The following is a 16,019-nucleotide window of genomic DNA, read 5'->3' as shown; positions in this document are numbered from 1 at the left end:
CTCAACCAGAAAAATATTCAATTCAACGAGGAGACACCATGTTCAAGAAATTACTCTCGGTCACGCTGCTAGGCCTGGCCGTGGCGGGCGCGGCGCACGCCGACGGCCCCGTTCGTCTGATCATCGCTTTCCCGCCCGGAGGCCCGGTGGATCTGGTCGGCCGCGTGTTGGCCGAACAACTGGGCAAAGAGCTGAAGCAGCAGGTCATCGTCGAGAACAAGGCGGGCGCCAACGGCAACATCGCCGCGGCGTATGTGGCCAAGGCACCGGGCGATGGCTCGGTGTTGTTCCTGACCAGCGTGGGAGCGGTGGCGATCAGCCCTGCGCTGTACAAGGACTTGCCGTACGATCCCGTGCGCGATTTTGCGCCGGTCTCCCGGGTCGTGAACAACGCCACGGTATTCGTGGTGAATCCGTCCAATCCGGCGACTGACGCGGCTGATTTCGTCAAGAAGTCGCAAGCGGCGTCGCAGTCGGTGGCGATCGGCTCGTCGGGGATCGGCAGCATTCCTCACCTGACGATGGAAATGTTTGCCGACGCCAGCAAGGCCAACGTGCTGCATGTGCCATACAAGGGCGCGGCGCCCGTCATCAACGACGTGATGGGCAATCAGGTGGCCGGTTTCTTCGGTGACGTGCCGGGCCTGATCGGCCATATCCAGGGCGGCAAGCTGAAGCCCTTGGGCATTGCCGCGCCCACTCGCCATCCGCTGCTGCCTGACGTGAAAACGCTGGCCGAGCAGGGCATCGCCGGCGTGGAATCGAACAATTGGTACGGCATCGTGGCGCCTTCGTCGACGCCTGCCGCCACGGTCGATAAGTTGAACCAGGCGGTGCGCGCCGCCTTGGGCAATGAAGCCGTGCGCGCCAAGCTTGAGAAGTTCGGTGCGCAAGCGGCACCCAGCTCGTCCCAGGAACTGGCTGCCTTGATCGCGTCGGATCGCGAGAAGTGGACCGCGCTGATCCAGCGCAAGAACATCCGCCCGGAGTAAACATGAGCGCAAGCCGAATCGCGCCTGTCGTACCGGGCACTCGCCAGGAATTGGCCGTATTGGAGGCCCGCATCGCCGCCGCGCGGGGGCGGATTTCTCCGCTGTACCAGGTGCTGCTGAACAGCCCTGCCGTGGTGGAAGGCTGGGAAGCCATGCTGACCGCCATCCGCCAGAAGACATCGCTTGCGCCACGCTTGCGCGAACTGATCATCCTGCGCGTGGCGACCCTGAACAATGCACCCTACGAGTTCGACGCGCATGTGCCGCATGCGCTGGCGGGCGGCATGCCGCAGGCGGTGATCGATGCCTTGCGCAGCAACCCCGCGCCGGACGCGGTGCCGGGGCTGGCGCCTGGCGAAGCCGACGTGTTGGCGTTGACCGACGCGATGACGCGCGATATTGAGGTGCCGGACGCGGTGTTTGCGCCCGTGCGCGCACGCTACGACGATACGCAACTGGTTGAACTGGCTGCGACCGTGGGGGCGTACAACATGGTGTCGCGCTTCCTGGTGGCATTGCGCGTCGGGCATTGAAAGGAGAAGGCCATGCAGGAAACCATATTGCTAGTGGCGCTGGGCGAACGTTTTGATGAGGCGCGCGCGGCGGACATGGCCCGGCGTTTGACGCAGGGGTTGAAGGGCGTGGAGGTCACCGCCTTTGCGACGGTGGAAGACGCCGTGGAAAGCGCAGACACCTACGTATATCTGCGCGGAGCCCCCGACGCGCTGCCCGAGATCCAGGCGCGTCTGGCAGAGCTGTTCCCCGGCGCGCAGGCGCGGGTGCTGCACCAGACCCTGGATTTGCCTGGCGCTTCGGCAGGGCAGAGCGCGCCGTGGCACTACATCGTTGAAACCGATGTGCTGCCCGAGGCCGAGGCGGATCTGAACGCCTGGTACGACCAGGAACATCTGCCGGGCCTGGCCTCGGTGCCGGGAACGGTGCGCGCGATGCGATACGAATGCCGCGATCAGGCGCCGCGCTATCTGGCCTGCTACGACCTGCACACCCGCGAAACCTTCGGCAGCCCGCCGTGGCTGGCGGTGCGCGCGACCGACTGGAGCAGCCGTGTGCGGCCGTCGTTCCGCAATACGCGCCGGACGATGTTCAAGAAGATCCTATAAAACCCTCGGGCGACAGACCCGAACGGAGGAGACATGATGATGAAGCAACTGCTGACCGGCCTGGTGTTCACGTGCGCCATCGCGGCGGCGTCGCCGGCACTGGCCGATGCGCCCAAACGGGTGAATGTGCTGGTGGGTAACGGCGCCAGCATTGAAGTGCTGGAACAAGGGCAGGGGCCGGTGCTGGTGCTGCTGCCTTCACGCGGGCGCGGCGCGGACGACTTTGACGACCTGGCCGAACGCTTCGCGCAGGCTGGCTATCGGGTGTTGCGGCCGCAACCCCGGGGCATCGGCGGCAGCACGGGGCCGATGTCGGGCATCACGCTGCACGATCTGGCCGAGGATCAGGCCGCCGTGATCCGCAACGTGGCACGCCAGCCCGTGGTGATGGTGGGCCATGCCTTCGGCAATTGGGTGGCACGCACGACGGGCGTGGATCATCCCGAGTTGGTGCGGGGCGTGGTGATCGTGGCGGCCGCGGCCAAGCAATACCCCAAGGGCTTGAGCGAACACGTGGACCGCAGCGCCGAATTGTCGCTGCCTGACGCCGAACGCCTGAAATCCATTCAGTATGCGTTCTTCGCGCCGGGCAATGACGCGCGTGTCTGGCTGGGGGGCTGGTATCCCGAGGTCAGTGAAAGCCAGCGGCTGGCGGGCAAGGCGACGCGCCAGTCCGATTGGTGGTCGGGCGGCGCCAAGCCATTGCTGGATTTGCAGGCGGATCTGGACTTGTTCAAGCCACCCGCCACGCGCAATGAAATCAAGGACGAGTTTGGCAGCCGCGTATCCGTCGTGGTGATCGGCGGGGCAGGGCACGCGCTGGTGCCCGAGAAGCCGCAGGCAGTGGTGGATGCCATCGCCGCCTGGGAACGCACGTTGCGCTAAGAGACGGTGCAAAGCAAAAGGGCCTGGGCATCTTGCGATACCCAGGCCCTTCTTCCTTTGCCGGACAGATTTACTTGATCTGGCCCAGCAGCAGGAATTCCATCAGCGCCTTCTGCACGTGCAGGCGGTTTTCGGCTTCGTCCCAGACCACGCTTTGCGGGCCATCGATGACTTCACCAGTGACTTCCTCGCCACGGTGGGCGGGCAGGCAGTGCATGAAGACGGCTTCGGTGTCGGCCGTGGCCATCATGTCGGCATCCACGCACCAGTCGGCGAACGCGGCGCGGCGTTCGTCGTTTTCGGCTTCGTAGCCCATGCTGGTCCAGACGTCGGTCGTGACCAGGTGCGCGCCCTTGCACGCTTCCATTGGGTCCTTGAACTGGCGCAGCACGGACGGCGACGGCGTGCCGATGCGCGAGGCTTCAAGCTCGTAACCGGCCGGCGTGGACACATGCAGCGTGAAGCCCAGCATTTCCGCGGCATGCAGCCACGTGTAGGCCATGTTGTTGGCGTCACCCACCCAGGCCACCGTCTTGCCGGCGATGGGGCCGCGGTGCTCGATGTAGGTGAAGATGTCCGCCAGGATCTGGCAGGGGTGGAATTCGTTGGTCAGGCCGTTGATGACGGGCACGCGCGAATGCGAGGCAAAGCGCTCGATGCGGGTCTGCTCGAACGTGCGGATCATGACGATGTCGACCATGCGCGAAATGACGCGCGCGGTGTCTTCGATGGGCTCGGAGCGGCCCAGCTGCGAGTCGTTGGAGGTCAGGTTGATGACCGAACCGCCCATTTGGTACATGCCGGCCTCGAAGGACACGCGGGTGCGTGTGCTGGCCTTTTCAAACACCATCGCCAGCGTGCGGTCGTGCAGCGGCATGTGGGGTTCGTAGCGCTTGAACTTTTCCTTGATGATGCGTGCGCGGTCCAGCACGTAAGCGATCTCGGCGGACGAGAAGTCCTTGAACTGAAGAAAATGCCGCAACGGGCCGTTTTGAGTCGTGGGAGGAGTCATGGTGATGTCGCAGGTCATTGGGCCCGGCCAGGCTCGTGGCCCGGGCGGGACGTTGATTATGGTTTTTCGGCCAGGAACTGTTGGATCAGCGGAACCAGGGTGGTGACGATCTGGTCCGCCTCTTGTTTGTTCAGGATCAGGGGCGGCAGCATGCGGATGACGCGGTCGCGGGTGACGTTGATGAGCAGGCCGGCCTCTAGTGCGCGCAAGGCCAGCACGCCGCAGGGGCGCGCAAGCTCAATGCCCAGCATCAGGCCGCGGCCGCGGATCTCGGTCACGCCAGCGGTGCCGGCCAAGGCGCTGGCAAACGTGTCTTTCAGGTAGGTACCCACGGTGTGGGCATTGTCCAGCAGATTCTCGGATTCCAGGGCGTCCAGCACCGCCAGTCCGGCGGCGCAGACCAGCGGGCCGCCGCCGAAGGTCGTGCCGTGGCTGCCCGGTGTCAAGACACCGGCCGCGGGGCCGGCGGCCAGCATCGCGCCGATGGGCACGCCGCCCGCCAGGCCCTTGGCCAGCGTCATGACGTCTGGTTTGATGTCCGCCCATTGGTGGGCGAACCACTTGCCGGTGCGGCCGATGCCGGACTGCACTTCGTCGATCATCAGCAGCCAGCCGCGTTCCGTGCACAGGCGGCGCACGTCTTGCAGGTAGGCGATGTCGGACGGGCGGATGCCGCCTTCGCCTTGCAACACTTCCAGCAGCACGGCGGTCGTGCGAGGTTCGGCGTCGCCCGCGGCGCGCACGGCGTCGATGTTGTTGTAAGGCACCTGGATGAAGCCCGTCGGCAGGGGCTCGAAGCCCTTGCGGGCCTTGTCGCTGCCCGTGGCCGCCAGCGTGGCCAATGTGCGGCCATGCCAGGACGAGTCCATGGTGATGATGTGAGCGTGCTTGTTGCCGCGCTGGTAGGCGTAGTAGCGCGCCAGCTTGATCGCGGCTTCGTTGGCTTCCGAGCCGCTGTTGTTGAACGCGACTTCCTGCATGCCGGACAAGGCCGTCAGGCGGGCCGCCAGCGCTGTTTGCTGCGGCACTTCATAGATATTCGAGGTATGGATGACGCGCGCGGCCTGTTCGCTGATGGCGGCGACAAGTTTCGGGTGGGCATGGCCCAGGCAGGAAACGCCAATGCCCGCCAGCGCATCCAGATACTTCCGGCCGTCGGCATCCCACAACCAGACCCCCTGGCCGTGCGTGAACGCAACCGGCAGGCGGGTATAGATATTGGCCAGAGGCGAGGTCATTGCGGATCCTCCTGGGGGATTACCAAAAAAGCCGGCTCTTTTTTTGTGACGAATTCTTGGGGAAACGTCATTTGGAAGAGGGCAAAGGATCAATCATATACAATTCGCGGCGCAGGGCGCATGTTTGATCACGCCGAAGATCCGGCTTTCGTGAAAGGCGCGCTGTAGTGAAAGAACTCATGGCAACTCGCGTCAGACAATTCGTAATTCATGGCGTTACCGAAAGCGGTAGCCGATTCCGCCCCAGCGATTGGGCGGAGCGGCTCGCTGGCGTAATGGCACAGTTCCGGCCTCCCGGCAGTGCTGGTAACCACCTCACCTATTCGCCTTATGTGCTGCCCGTCGTGATCGACGGCGTGCGCGGAATCGTGGTCGACCTGCGTTTGCGCGACCTGGAACCGCTGGCGTATAAGTTCGTGGTGGATTTCGCCCGCGACAACAACCTCAAGACGGAAGAACGCGAAATCTAGGCCCCAGAACGAAGAAGCGCCCTGACCGGGCGCTTTTCTCATTCTCAGGGGATGTGACTGGCACGCCCATCGGGCGGGTCCGCCCCTACGTGGCTCGTTCGCGCCACTGTTGGCATCCATCGCCGCGCGGCATGCGCATGCGATGCGCTCAGGTACCGTAGCGGTCCAGGATCTTGCGGATGTCACGCACGCCCGAGCCGTCGGTGCTTAGCAGGGCACGCGCGGTGACCGACTCCAGATGGTGCTCCAGCAGGTGCAGCACGTGTTTTTCATCGCGCGCACGCAAGCTATCCACAATCTCCATGTGTTCGCTGACCGCGCATTCGCTGGAATGCGGCCGGCCATAAAGCGCCAGGATCAGCGAGCAGCGCGACACGATTTCGTTCACATAGCGGGCATACACCGCATTGCCCGAGAGTTCGGCCATCAGGATGTGGAATTCGCCCGACAGCCGGATGGATTCGTTCGTGCTGTTGCGCTGGCGGGCCGCTTCTTCTTCTTTCACATGCTGCGCCAGGCGCGTCAAGCCAGCTTCGGTAATGTGCTGCACCAGCCGGCGAGCCACGTCGCGCTCCAGGCAACGGCGGGCCTCAAAGATGTCATGGGCTTCTTCCAGGCTGGGGCGGGCCACGGCGGCGCCCCGATTGGGCCGCAGATCCACCAGGCCTTCGCTGAACAAGCGCGTCAATACGCCCCGCACGATCGTCCTGCTGACGCCGAAGCGTTCGCCGATCACGTCTTCCGGCAGCTTGTCGCCGGGTAGCAGCGCTTGCTCGATGATCGCGCGGCGCAAATTCATGTATACGATTTCGCTGCGATTTGTGTCTTTCTTGGCGGGCTCGTTAGCCGGTGGCGCGAGAGGTTTCATCTTCTTCTTAGGCTCCTGTGCATGCGCGTTTTCATTGTGTTGGAAAGGGTCCGGCACCCGCTGCCGGCGCGCACGGCGGGGTGTAGGCAAGCATACTACACCGGGCGATAAGGGTTAGCGATAGCTTGAAGGCAGCATTGATGCGCGTACATTGTCGGCATAAATCGTATACAAATATTTATACAAAATTGTTGTTGTGAGTCGAAATTTTGATTCATATTTGTATACAAACCGATAGAGGTTTGTTCCATGTCCGCAATGCCCGACGCCATCGCCATCGATCGGCCCGTCTTCACGCCGTACCGCCTGCTGGTGATCAACGGCAACACCACCTCTGACCTGACCGGCAGCCTGGCTGAGCAGGCGCGGGTGTTCTTCCATGGCGCCGCGCAGGTGCATGCCGTGACCGCCGCGTTCGGGCCCGCCTACATCGCCAGCCGGGTTGAGGCGGCGGTGGCCGCTCACGCGGTGCTGGAAACCGTTGAACGCGAAGTCTCGCGGGCGGAAACCCCCTTCGATGCCTGTCTGCTTGCCTGTTTCGGCGAGCCCGGTATCGGGGCCGTGCGCGAATGCCTGTCCGTGCCCGTCGTGGGCATGGCCGAGGCCTCGATCATGGCCGCGATGCAGCGTGGCGATCGCTACGCCATCGTCACCGTGGGTCAGCGCTGGCCCGGCATGCTGCGTGAACAGATCCGCCAGTTGGGCCTGGATGCTCGCTGCGCCGGCATCATCGCCTTGCCCGGCAATGCGCTGGACTACGTGTCGCGTTCGCCAGAGTCGGCGGCCGAGGTCAGCCGCGCGCTTGACGCTGCCGTGGCGCAGGGTGCCGACGTGGTGATCGTGGCGGGCGCTGCCCTGGCCGGCTACCTGCCGGTGCTGCCGCGCCGGCCCGCCGTGCCCATCATCGATTCCTACCGCGCCGCGCTGGCCCAGGTGCTGGCGCTGGCCTCGCTGGACCGCGCCCAGCGCCTGTGCGTCCAGGCCTGAGGCGCCCGGCCCGACCCGATTGCTTCTTCACACATCACGCCGGGCCTGGTCCTGGCGCACAAACCGGTATTTCAGACCGATAGACAAGGGAGAGTTGCAGCCATGAAGACGTTGCTCAAATGGACCGCCGGGGCGGTGATCGCGCTATCCGCCATCACCGGGGCTTCCGCCGCCAATACGCTGAAGTGGGGCGCCGCGCGTGACCTGGATTCGCTGGACCCATATTCCTACGGCAGTACCTTCAACCTGGCGTTTCTGAACCACGTGTACGAAGCGCTGATCCGCTATGACGATAAGTTCAACATCACGCCCGCGTTGGCCGAATCCTGGGAAGCCACGTCGCCCACGGTGCTGCGCTTCAAGCTGCGCCAGGGCGTGAAGTTTCACAACGGCGCGTCGTTCTCGGCCGACGACGTGGTGGCATCGATGACCCGCGTGTCGGACGATGCCTCGCCGCTGAAAGGCAATTTGCCGGCGTTCAAGGCGGTGCGCAAGGTGGACGATTTCACGGTCGACATTGAAATGACGCATCCCTACCCGTTGATGCTCAACGACCTGACCAACATCTTCATCTTCAACCGCCAATGGCTGGTGGACAACAACAGTACCCGGCCAACCGACGCCGCCAAGAAGATCGAAGGCTACGCCACGCACAACGCCAACGGCACCGGCCCGTTCAAGGTGGAGTCGTACCGTCCCGATACGCGCACCGTGCTGGTGGTGAACAAGGACTGGTGGGACACGCCCCGCCACAACCTGGACCGTATCGAATTCACCCCGATCGCGTCAGCGCCAACCCGGGTGGCGGCATTGTTGTCAGGCGATATCAATTTCACCGAAAACGCGCCGTTGCAAGATCTGGACCGTTTGCGTGCCGCGCCGAATGTGAAGGTGCTGGCAGCCACCGAATTGCGCACGCTGTACTTCGGCTTCAACCTGGGCGACAAGCTGGTGGCCTCGAACATCACCGACAAGAATCCGCTGAAGGATCTGCGCGTGCGCCAGGCGTTGTACATGGCGCTGTCGCCCGACCTGTTGCAAAAGCGCGTGATGCGCGGCTTGTCGCGCACCACGGGGGCGTTGGTGGCCCCGTCGATTCCGGGCTACGAAAGCAAGCAGGAAGAGCGTCTGCCATTTGACGCCGCGCGCGCCAAGAAGCTGCTGGCCGACGCTGGGTACCCCGATGGCTTCACGCTGTCCCTGCTGTGCTCGAACGACATGTTCGTCAATGAGGAAGAACTTTGCCAGGCCGCCGCGTCGATGTGGGCGCGCATTGGCGTGAAGGCGACGCTGGCCAGCGGGCCGCGTTCGCTACAGAACCCGAAGCGCTCGCGCGGCGAGTTCGACATCACCATCCATGGCTGGGCCAACGAGCCGCAGATCGACGCGCTGTCGATCCTGCTGCAAGTGATGCATAGCCGCACGGGGCCTGCGGGCGTCTTCAATTGGGGGCAGTGGGGCGACGCCGCGCTGGACGCGAAGATCGACGCGGCCGCCGCCGAGATGAACCGCGAGAAGCGCATCCAGATGATGGCCGAGGTGTTGCAGACGCTGCATGACGACGTGCGCTTCCTGCCGTTGCATCAGCAACCCATGGCCTGGGCCGTGGGCAACAAGGTGGGTGAAGTGCTTCAGATGCCGGACAACAAGGCACGACTGTGGAACGTACGCATGCAGTAGGGCGTGCGTGGGCGGGCTGCCGTGCGCTTCGCGGCAGCCCTGAAGTCTGACATCGGGTCTGAAGGGAGCCTCACATGCTGGCATTCATTGTTAGACGGGTCTTCAACGCGGTTGGCGTGATGCTGGCGGTGGCGTTGTTGGCTTTCGTGATTTTCCGTTTCGTCGGCGACCCCGTCGACATGATGCTGAACGAGCAGGCCTCGCAGACGCAGCGCGATGAGTTGCGCGAGCGGCTGGGGCTGAACACGTCGGTGGGCATGCAGTTCGTGCATTTCGTCACCAACGCGGCGCAGGGTGAGTTCGGTATTTCGTACCGCAATCAACAGGACGTCTTCGCGCTGGTGGCCGAACGCTTTCCGGCCACCTTTGAACTGGTCATGATGGCGACGCTGCTGTCGCTGGTCATCGGCGTGCCGCTGGGCGTGTTGACGGCCATCTACCGCAAGTCGCGCGTGGCGCAGGCCTTGCAATTCGTGTCCATCCTGGGCATCTCCTTGCCCAGCTTCGTGGTGGGCATCATGCTGATCCTGATCTTCTCGGTGCAGTTGGGCTGGTTGCCTGGGTTTGGCCGAGGCGACACGGTGAAGATCGGCGGATGGTCCACCGGTCTGCTGACACCATCGGGCCGCGCCGCACTGGTGTTGCCGTCCATCACGCTGGCGTTGTTCCAGATCACGTTGATCATGCGGCTGGTGCGCGCCGAAATGCTGGAAACGCTGCGCACCGAGTTCATCAAGTTCGCCCGGGCCCGCGGGCTGCCGGATCGCGTGGTGCATTTTCGGCTGGCGCTGCGCAACTGTCTGATGCCCGTCATCACCGTGACGGGGATGCAGATCGGCAACCTGATCGCCTTCGCGCTGATCACGGAAACCGTGTTCCAGTGGCCGGGCATGGGCTTGCTGTTCATTCAATCGGTCATGTTCGTGGACATTCCCGTCATGGCCGCCTACCTGGTGATCGTGTCCTTCATCTTCGTGGCGCTGAACACGTTGGTGGACATGATGTATGGCGTGGTCGACCCGCGCCTGCGCAGCCAGCACGTCAAAGGAGGCGCCAATGCTCACTAACCCTTTTTCGGGCGGCACGCAGAGCCGGTTGTCCCGTTTTCTGCAAAGCGACCTGTGGTGGAGCCTGCGGCACGATTACGTGGCGATGGGCGCCGGCATCGTGCTGTTGGCGGTGGTGTTGCTGGCGCTGTTTGCGCCGTGGATCGCGCCGCAGAACCCTTACGACCTGGCGCAGCTGGACTTGCTGAATGCCGAGCTGCCGCCTGTCTGGATTGAAGGCGCCGATCCCCAATTCCTGCTGGGCACGGACACGCAGGGGCGCGATGTGTGGTCGGCCATTTTGTATGGTTCACGCATGTCGCTGGTGATCGGTCTGGCGACGGTGGTGCTGTCGCTGGCGATCGGGCTGCTGGTGGGGTTGGCCGCGGGCTACTTCGGCGGTTGGATCGACAACGCGCTGATGCGGCTGGGCGATACGCTGCTAAGTATCCCCACGATTCTTGTCGCCATTCTGGTGACGGCCGTGTTCCGGCAACTGCTGCCGCCTGGTCTACGCGAAACGCTGTCGTCGGTGATCCTGATCCTGGCCATCTCGATGACCAATTGGGTGCAGTACGCGCGGACGGTGAGGGCGTCCGCGCTGGTTGAGCGCGGCAAGGAATACGTGCAGGCGGCACGGCTGATCCGGGTCAGTCCCTTGCGCATCATGCTGACGCACATCCTGCCCAACACCCTGACGCCCGTGATGGTGACTGCCACGCTGAATCTGGGGCTGGCCATTCTGATCGAGGCGACGCTGAGCTTCCTGGGCGTGGGCATGCCGCCGACCGAGCCGTCGTTGGGCACCTTGATCCGCCTGGGCAACCAGTTCTTGTTTTCGGGGCAGTGGTGGGTGGTGGTCTTCCCTGCGCTGTATCTGAGCCTGATCGTGCTGGTGGTGAATCTGCTGGGCGATTGGCTGCGCGATGCCCTGAATCCCCGTTTGCGCTGAGGCGCATCCTTGAATAAGAGGTCAAGCATGGAAAACGCAACGCTGTATACCCGCGTCCGCCCGGCCGGCGGCGAGCCGACATCGGTACTGGTGCGCGACGGCCGCATCCAGGCGCTGGGTGGCGCGGCGCCCGAAGGCGTGCCCGTGGTGGACGGGGGCGGCGCGCTGCTGCTGCCGGGGCTGATCGATGCCCACGCGCACCTGGACAAGACGATGTACGGCATGCCCTGGTACCGCAACGAGGTGGGGCCGCGCCTGATCGACAAGATCGAAAACGAACGCGCCGAAAAGACGCGCCTGGGCATTGATCCGTACCGCCAGTCGGCACGCCAGTTGGTGATGTCGATTGCCGATGGCACCAGCCATGTCCGCAGCCACGTCGACGTGGACACGGACATCGGCCTGGGCGCCATCGAGGGCGTGATGCGCGCCCGCGAACAGTACCGCGACCAGATCGACGTGGAGATCGTGGCGTTCCCGCAAAGCGGGCTGCTGATCCGTCCGGGCACGCTGGAACTGATGGACGAGGCGTTGCGCATGGGCGCGGAAGTGGTGGGCGGGCTGGACCCGGCGGGCATGGACCGCGATCCCAAGGGCCATCTGGACGCCATCTTCGGCCTGGCAGACAAACACGGCAAGCCGATCGACATCCATCTGCATGAAGCCGGCGAACTGGGCGCGTTCTCGATGCAGATGACCATCGACCGCGTACTGGCGCTGGGCATGCAGGGCAAGGTCACGCTGTCGCATTCGTTCTGCCTGGGCATGCCCGACACGCAGGCCGTGCAGGCGTTGACCGAAGGGCTGCTGGAGGCCGGCGTGCACATCATGACCACCGGCTCGGCCTCGCGCCCGGTGCCCAATGTGGCGCGCTTGCGGCAGGCGGGCGTCACGGTCTGTACCGGCAATGACGGCATGCGTGATACCTGGGGGCCGTACGGCAAGCCCGACATGCTGGAACGCACGATGCTGGTGGGCTTGCGCAACAACTTCCGGCGCGACGATGAACTGGCGATGGCGCTGGATGTCGCCACCTACGGCAATGCGCGCGTCATGCAACTGGCGGACTACGGTCTTGCGCCGGGCTGCCATGCCGACTTCGTGCTGGTGGACGCCGAGACGGTGGCGGAAGCGATTGTGGCGCGTCCGGTACGCAAGCTGGTCGTCAAGCGCGGCCGCGTCGTGGCCCGCGATGGCCGGGCGCTGGCGGAGGCCCCTTGATGCGCGCCGCCGAGGGGCCGATCCTGCTGACCGCCCGGTGGGTGGTCGGCCACGAGAACGGGCGCCACTGCCTGTACGAGAACGGTGAAGTCGTCTTCGAGGGCGACCGCATCGTCTATGTCGGCCATTGCTATCCAGGGCAGGTCGCGCGCCGCCATGACTACGGCCGCGCGGTGATCGGCCCGGGTTTCATCGACCTGGACGCGCTGTCCGATCTGGATACGACCATCCTGGGCTTCGACAACTCTCCCGCCTGGCGCAAGGGCCGCATCTGGCCGGACACCTACATGAAGCAGGGGCCGTACGAGATGTACACCCCCGCCGAACTGGCTTTCCAGAAGCGTTACGCCTTCGCGCAACTGATACGCAACGGCATCACCACCGCGTTGCCGATTGCATCGTTGTTCTATCGAGTGTGGGGCGAAACGCGCGACGAATTCCTGTCGGCGGCGGATGCGGCCGGCGGATTGGGGCTGCGGGTGTACCTGGGGCCAGCGTATCGCAGCGGCCATACCTACGTGGATGCGGCAGGCAAGATCCGCTGTCACTACGACGAGGCGCGTGGCTCGGCGGGCTTGGAAGATGCCCTGATGTTCTGCGACGAGATCGACGGCCGGCACGACGGCCGCGTGCGGGCCATGCTGTCGCCCGACCGCATCGAGACCTGCACGCCCGATCTGCTGCGGGCCTCGGCCGCCGCTTCCCGGGAACGCAATCTGCCCATCCGGCTGCATTGCTGCCAGTCGCGCCTGGAATATGACCTGGTGCTGGAGCAGCACGGCATGAGTCCGCCGGAGTGGCTGCAAAGCCTGGACTTCCTGTCTGAACGCGCCTTGCTGCCGCATGGCACCTACGTGTCGGGCTCTCGCCACATCGACCGCCCGGGGCGCGACCTGGAAATCATCCGCGACGCGGGTGCCAGCATCGTCCATTGTCCGCTGGTATCGGCACGCCACGGAGCCACGCTCGCCTCATTCGCGCGCTATCGCAAGATGGGCATCAATATCGGCATGGGCACCGACACCTGGCCGCCCGACATGGTGCTGAACATGCAGGTGGGGATGATGCTGTGCCGGGTGGCGGAAGGCTCCACCGAGGCCGTGCGGTCGGAAGACTATTACGACGCCGCCACGGTGGGCGGCGCCGATGCCTTGGGCCGGCCGGACCTGGGCCGCCTGGCGGTGGGGGCCAAGGCGGACATCGTCGTGTTCGATTTTTCGCACGACCGCAACGGCCAGATGATCGATCCCATCCAGACCTTGATGATCAGCGGCAGCGGACGCGATGTGTCGCAGGTCATCATCGACGGCCGTTTTGTCATGGTGGATGGCCAGATCCCGGGCTTCGACGCGCGTCTGGCGCAAACACAAGCGCAGTCGCAGTTTGACGGCCTGGTCGCGCGCTATCCCGACCGCACCTGGGGCCATCCCCCCGTCGATCAGATTTTTTCTTCCAGCTATCCGCGTCCCGCAAGGAGTCCGTCATGATGGCAACCGCACCCCACACCGCCACGCTGGCGGCCAACGCCGCGTCGTCCGGCATTCCCACTTTGTCCGTGCGCGGCCTGTCCGTGGAATTTCCGACGCGCCATGGCGTCCTGGTGGCCACGCGCGACATCAGTTTTGATATCCAGCCCGGCGAGATCCTGGGCATGGTGGGCGAGTCAGGCGCCGGCAAGTCGTTGACCGGCATGGCGGTGATCGGCCTGCTGGAGCCACCCGGCCGCTTGGGCGGCGGCGAGATCCATCTGGCGGGCAAGCGCATTGACAATCTGCCGCCCAAGGCTCGCCAGCGTCTACGCGGCAAGGAGATCGGCGCGATCTTCCAAGATCCGCTGACCAGTCTGCATCCCTTGTTCACGGTCGGTGACCAACTGGTCGAGACCATTCGCCACCACGACAAGGTTCCGGCCGCCGCCGCCCGCGCCCGCGCGCTGGAGTTGCTGTTGGCCGTGGGCATCCCGGCGGCTGAGCGGCGCATTGACCACTACCCGCACCAGTTCTCGGGGGGCATGCGTCAGCGCGTGGTGATCGCATTGGCGCTGGCGGCCCGCCCCGGCTTGATCATCGCCGACGAACCCACGACGGCGCTGGACGTGTCCGTGCAGGCGCAGATCACCGCGCTGTTGCGCCGGCTGTGCCGGGAACAAGGGACATCGGTGCTGCTGGTCACGCACGACATGGGCGTGATCGCCGAGACCGCCGACCGCGTGGCGGTCATGTACGCGGGCCGCATCGTCGAGATCGGGCCGGTGCTGGATGTGCTGCGCCGTCCCGGCCATCCCTATACCCAGGGCCTGATGAACGCCATCCCGGGTTTGCGCCAGCGCGCGGCCCGGTTGAATCAGATCGACGGCGCCATGCCGCGCCTGCACGCGATGCCCGACGGTTGCGCGTTTCACCCGCGCTGCGCGATGGCCGGGCCGCGCTGCGCGCAGATGCGCCCGCCGCTGGCCGCCACGCCAGCAGGCGCCACCGTCAGCGCTTGCTGGCTGCATCAAGGAGGAGTCGCGCATGCCGCGTAACGATGATCTGCTATTGCGGGCCGAGGACCTGGCCTGCTGGTTTGACGTGTCGCCCCCCTGGTTGGAGCGCACGCTGTCGCGGCAACCCGAACAGACGTTGAAGGCGGTGGATGGCGTGTCCCTGGCGGTGCCTCGGGGCACCACGCTCAGCATCGTGGGCGAATCCGGTTGCGGCAAGTCCACGCTGGCCAAACTGCTGGTGGGCCTGGTGGCTCCCACGCGCGGCAAACTGGAATACGGCCGTAACCGCGCAGGCGGCCAACTGCACCCGCAGATGATTTTCCAGGATCCCTACGCCAGCCTGAACCCGCGCTGGCGCGTGGGCAATATCGTGGCGGAGCCCATCATCACCCTGGGCTTGCGCGCCACCCCGGCCGACACGCGCCGCCGGGTAGACGAACTGCTGGAGTTGGTGGGCCTGTCCGCCAGCGACGCCGGCCGCTTCCCGCACGAATTCTCGGGCGGTCAACGCCAACGCATCTCGATCGCGCGCGCCCTGGCGACGGAAGCGGAGTTCCTGGTCTGCGACGAACCCACGTCCGCGCTGGACGTATCCGTCCAGGCGCAGATCCTGAACCTGATGGGTGACCTGCAAAAGGAATTCGGCCTGACCTATGTGTTCATCAGCCACAACCTGTCGGTTGTGCGCCATGTCTCGGACAGCGTGGCGGTGATGTACCTGGGCAGAATCGTCGAACAGGCGCCCGCCGACCAGTTGTTCGATTCGCCGCAGCACCCTTATACGCGGATGCTGCTGGACACGATTCCCGATCTGGAGAATCCGCAGCGTGATCGCGCGCCGATGGGCGGAGAAGTCCCCAATCCGATCCAGCCGCCATCGGGATGTACGTTCCATCCCCGCTGCGGCCATGCCAGGCAGCAATGCCGGCAGGAGCCGCCTGCCGTGGTCAACATCGGCGGCCGCCAAGTCCGGTGTCATGCAATGGAATGGACGACGATGTCACGCGCGGCGTGAGGCCCAGCCCGCAAAGGGGGCGGCCGCCATTTCCGCGCGTGAATGGG

At 64.8% G+C, this 16,019-nt stretch carries 16 protein-coding genes; 13 read left to right on the top strand and 3 right to left on the bottom strand.

From position 1 onward, the window contains the following. Positions 1-38 precede the first annotated feature (38 nt). The 4 genes from HV753_RS30245 to HV753_RS30230 are packed head-to-tail and all read left to right on the top strand — an operon-like array spanning position 39 to position 2,998. Positions 39-992, top strand: coding sequence for a Bug family tripartite tricarboxylate transporter substrate binding protein (locus HV753_RS30245; protein ID WP_175178261.1), 954 nt, complete (start codon positions 39-41; stop codon positions 990-992). Positions 993-994: 2 nt separating this feature from the next. After that, on the top strand, positions 995-1,525 hold the full coding sequence (locus HV753_RS30240; protein WP_175178260.1) for a carboxymuconolactone decarboxylase family protein: 531 nt from the start codon (positions 995-997) through the stop codon (positions 1,523-1,525). A 12-nt stretch (positions 1,526-1,537) separates the two neighbouring features. After that, positions 1,538-2,113: a DUF4286 family protein gene (locus HV753_RS30235; RefSeq protein WP_175178259.1), complete on the top strand. Its 576-nt coding sequence runs from the start codon at positions 1,538-1,540 to the stop codon at positions 2,111-2,113. A gap of 33 nt (positions 2,114-2,146) precedes the next feature. Beyond that, positions 2,147-2,998: an alpha/beta fold hydrolase gene (locus HV753_RS30230; RefSeq protein ID WP_175178258.1), complete on the top strand. Its 852-nt coding sequence runs from the start codon at positions 2,147-2,149 to the stop codon at positions 2,996-2,998. 70 nt (positions 2,999-3,068) lie between these two features. Here the strand turns inward: HV753_RS30230 and argF are convergent, their stop codons facing one another. Together argF and HV753_RS30220 are read right to left on the bottom strand one after the other, a co-directional pair. Beyond that, positions 3,069-4,010: an ornithine carbamoyltransferase gene (gene argF / locus HV753_RS30225; RefSeq protein WP_175178257.1), complete on the bottom strand. Its 942-nt coding sequence runs from the start codon at positions 4,008-4,010 to the stop codon at positions 3,069-3,071. Between the two features lie 56 nt (positions 4,011-4,066). After that, positions 4,067-5,248, bottom strand: a complete 1,182-nt coding sequence (locus HV753_RS30220; protein ID WP_175178256.1) for an aspartate aminotransferase family protein — start codon at positions 5,246-5,248, stop codon at positions 4,067-4,069. Between the two features lie 179 nt (positions 5,249-5,427). Between HV753_RS30220 and HV753_RS30215 the strand changes: the two genes are divergently transcribed. Then, a complete protein-coding gene (locus HV753_RS30215) occupies positions 5,428-5,718 on the top strand; it encodes a DUF3579 domain-containing protein (RefSeq protein WP_175178283.1) in 291 nt (96 codons plus the stop codon). Positions 5,719-5,866: 148 nt separating this feature from the next. On the opposite strand, the gene HV753_RS30210 is transcribed toward HV753_RS30215, so the two are convergent. Next, on the bottom strand, positions 5,867-6,517 hold the full coding sequence (locus HV753_RS30210) for a GntR family transcriptional regulator (protein ID WP_246288426.1): 651 nt from the start codon (positions 6,515-6,517) through the stop codon (positions 5,867-5,869). 318 nt (positions 6,518-6,835) lie between these two features. Here HV753_RS30210 and HV753_RS30205 point away from each other — a divergent pair, with 318 nt between their 5' ends. The 8 genes from HV753_RS30205 (at position 6,836) to HV753_RS30170 (ending at position 15,972) form a co-directional block, all read left to right on the top strand. Continuing rightward, complete coding sequence (locus HV753_RS30205; RefSeq protein ID WP_175178254.1) at positions 6,836-7,573, top strand: aspartate/glutamate racemase family protein; 738 nt, start codon at positions 6,836-6,838, stop codon at positions 7,571-7,573. Positions 7,574-7,675: 102 nt separating this feature from the next. Further along, positions 7,676-9,253 (top strand): ABC transporter substrate-binding protein, encoded by a 1,578-nt coding sequence (locus HV753_RS30200; protein ID WP_175178253.1) that lies wholly within the window; start codon positions 7,676-7,678, stop codon positions 9,251-9,253. A 74-nt stretch (positions 9,254-9,327) separates the two neighbouring features. After that, positions 9,328-10,320 (top strand): ABC transporter permease, encoded by a 993-nt coding sequence (locus tag HV753_RS30195; RefSeq protein ID WP_175178252.1) that lies wholly within the window; start codon positions 9,328-9,330, stop codon positions 10,318-10,320. Then, on the top strand, positions 10,310-11,251 hold the full coding sequence (locus HV753_RS30190) for an ABC transporter permease (protein WP_175178251.1): 942 nt from the start codon (positions 10,310-10,312) through the stop codon (positions 11,249-11,251). The genes HV753_RS30195 and HV753_RS30190 overlap by 11 nt, the downstream gene beginning before the upstream one ends. A gap of 27 nt (positions 11,252-11,278) precedes the next feature. Then, positions 11,279-12,472: an amidohydrolase family protein gene (locus tag HV753_RS30185; RefSeq protein ID WP_175178250.1), complete on the top strand. Its 1,194-nt coding sequence runs from the start codon at positions 11,279-11,281 to the stop codon at positions 12,470-12,472. Beyond that, a complete protein-coding gene (locus HV753_RS30180; RefSeq protein WP_175178249.1) occupies positions 12,472-13,959 on the top strand; it encodes an amidohydrolase family protein in 1,488 nt (495 codons plus the stop codon). The genes HV753_RS30185 and HV753_RS30180 overlap by 1 nt, the downstream gene beginning before the upstream one ends. Then, the gene (locus HV753_RS30175; RefSeq protein WP_175178248.1) at positions 13,956-14,996 is read left to right on the top strand and encodes an ABC transporter ATP-binding protein; all 1,041 of its coding nucleotides are present in this window, start codon (positions 13,956-13,958) and stop codon (positions 14,994-14,996) included. The genes HV753_RS30180 and HV753_RS30175 overlap by 4 nt, the downstream gene beginning before the upstream one ends. Further along, positions 14,986-15,972, top strand: a complete 987-nt coding sequence (locus HV753_RS30170) for an ABC transporter ATP-binding protein (RefSeq protein ID WP_175178247.1) — start codon at positions 14,986-14,988, stop codon at positions 15,970-15,972. The genes HV753_RS30175 and HV753_RS30170 overlap by 11 nt, the downstream gene beginning before the upstream one ends. Positions 15,973-16,019 lie beyond the last annotated feature (47 nt).

Origin of the sequence: Achromobacter pestifer (genome assembly GCF_902859625.1) — a bacterium.
In the GTDB taxonomy this organism is placed as follows: domain Bacteria; phylum Pseudomonadota; class Gammaproteobacteria; order Burkholderiales; family Burkholderiaceae_B; genus Achromobacter; species Achromobacter pestifer.
This window is presented reverse-complemented; position numbering and strand designations above follow the sequence as displayed.

What these genes read in the sequence shown, in the direction of transcription:
- HV753_RS30175 (WP_175178248.1), top strand. Translation starts at nt 13,956, where the DNA reads ATGATGGCAACCGCACCCCACACCGCCACGCTGGCGGCCAACGCCGCG.
- HV753_RS30245 (WP_175178261.1), top strand. Translation starts at nt 39, where the DNA reads ATGTTCAAGAAATTACTCTCGGTCACGCTGCTAGGCCTGGCCGTGGCG.
- argF (WP_175178257.1), bottom strand. Translation starts at nt 4,010, where the DNA reads ATGACTCCTCCCACGACTCAAAACGGCCCGTTGCGGCATTTTCTTCAG.
- HV753_RS30220 (WP_175178256.1), bottom strand. Translation starts at nt 5,248, where the DNA reads ATGACCTCGCCTCTGGCCAATATCTATACCCGCCTGCCGGTTGCGTTC.
- HV753_RS30190 (WP_175178251.1), top strand. Translation starts at nt 10,310, where the DNA reads ATGCTCACTAACCCTTTTTCGGGCGGCACGCAGAGCCGGTTGTCCCGT.
- HV753_RS30170 (WP_175178247.1), top strand. Translation starts at nt 14,986, where the DNA reads ATGCCGCGTAACGATGATCTGCTATTGCGGGCCGAGGACCTGGCCTGC.
- HV753_RS30185 (WP_175178250.1), top strand. Translation starts at nt 11,279, where the DNA reads ATGGAAAACGCAACGCTGTATACCCGCGTCCGCCCGGCCGGCGGCGAG.
- HV753_RS30195 (WP_175178252.1), top strand. Translation starts at nt 9,328, where the DNA reads ATGCTGGCATTCATTGTTAGACGGGTCTTCAACGCGGTTGGCGTGATG.
- HV753_RS30230 (WP_175178258.1), top strand. Translation starts at nt 2,147, where the DNA reads ATGATGATGAAGCAACTGCTGACCGGCCTGGTGTTCACGTGCGCCATC.
- HV753_RS30210 (WP_246288426.1), bottom strand. Translation starts at nt 6,517, where the DNA reads ATGAATTTGCGCCGCGCGATCATCGAGCAAGCGCTGCTACCCGGCGAC.
- HV753_RS30240 (WP_175178260.1), top strand. Translation starts at nt 995, where the DNA reads ATGAGCGCAAGCCGAATCGCGCCTGTCGTACCGGGCACTCGCCAGGAA.
- HV753_RS30200 (WP_175178253.1), top strand. Translation starts at nt 7,676, where the DNA reads ATGAAGACGTTGCTCAAATGGACCGCCGGGGCGGTGATCGCGCTATCC.
- HV753_RS30180 (WP_175178249.1), top strand. Translation starts at nt 12,472, where the DNA reads ATGCGCGCCGCCGAGGGGCCGATCCTGCTGACCGCCCGGTGGGTGGTC.
- HV753_RS30205 (WP_175178254.1), top strand. Translation starts at nt 6,836, where the DNA reads ATGTCCGCAATGCCCGACGCCATCGCCATCGATCGGCCCGTCTTCACG.
- HV753_RS30235 (WP_175178259.1), top strand. Translation starts at nt 1,538, where the DNA reads ATGCAGGAAACCATATTGCTAGTGGCGCTGGGCGAACGTTTTGATGAG.
- HV753_RS30215 (WP_175178283.1), top strand. Translation starts at nt 5,428, where the DNA reads ATGGCAACTCGCGTCAGACAATTCGTAATTCATGGCGTTACCGAAAGC.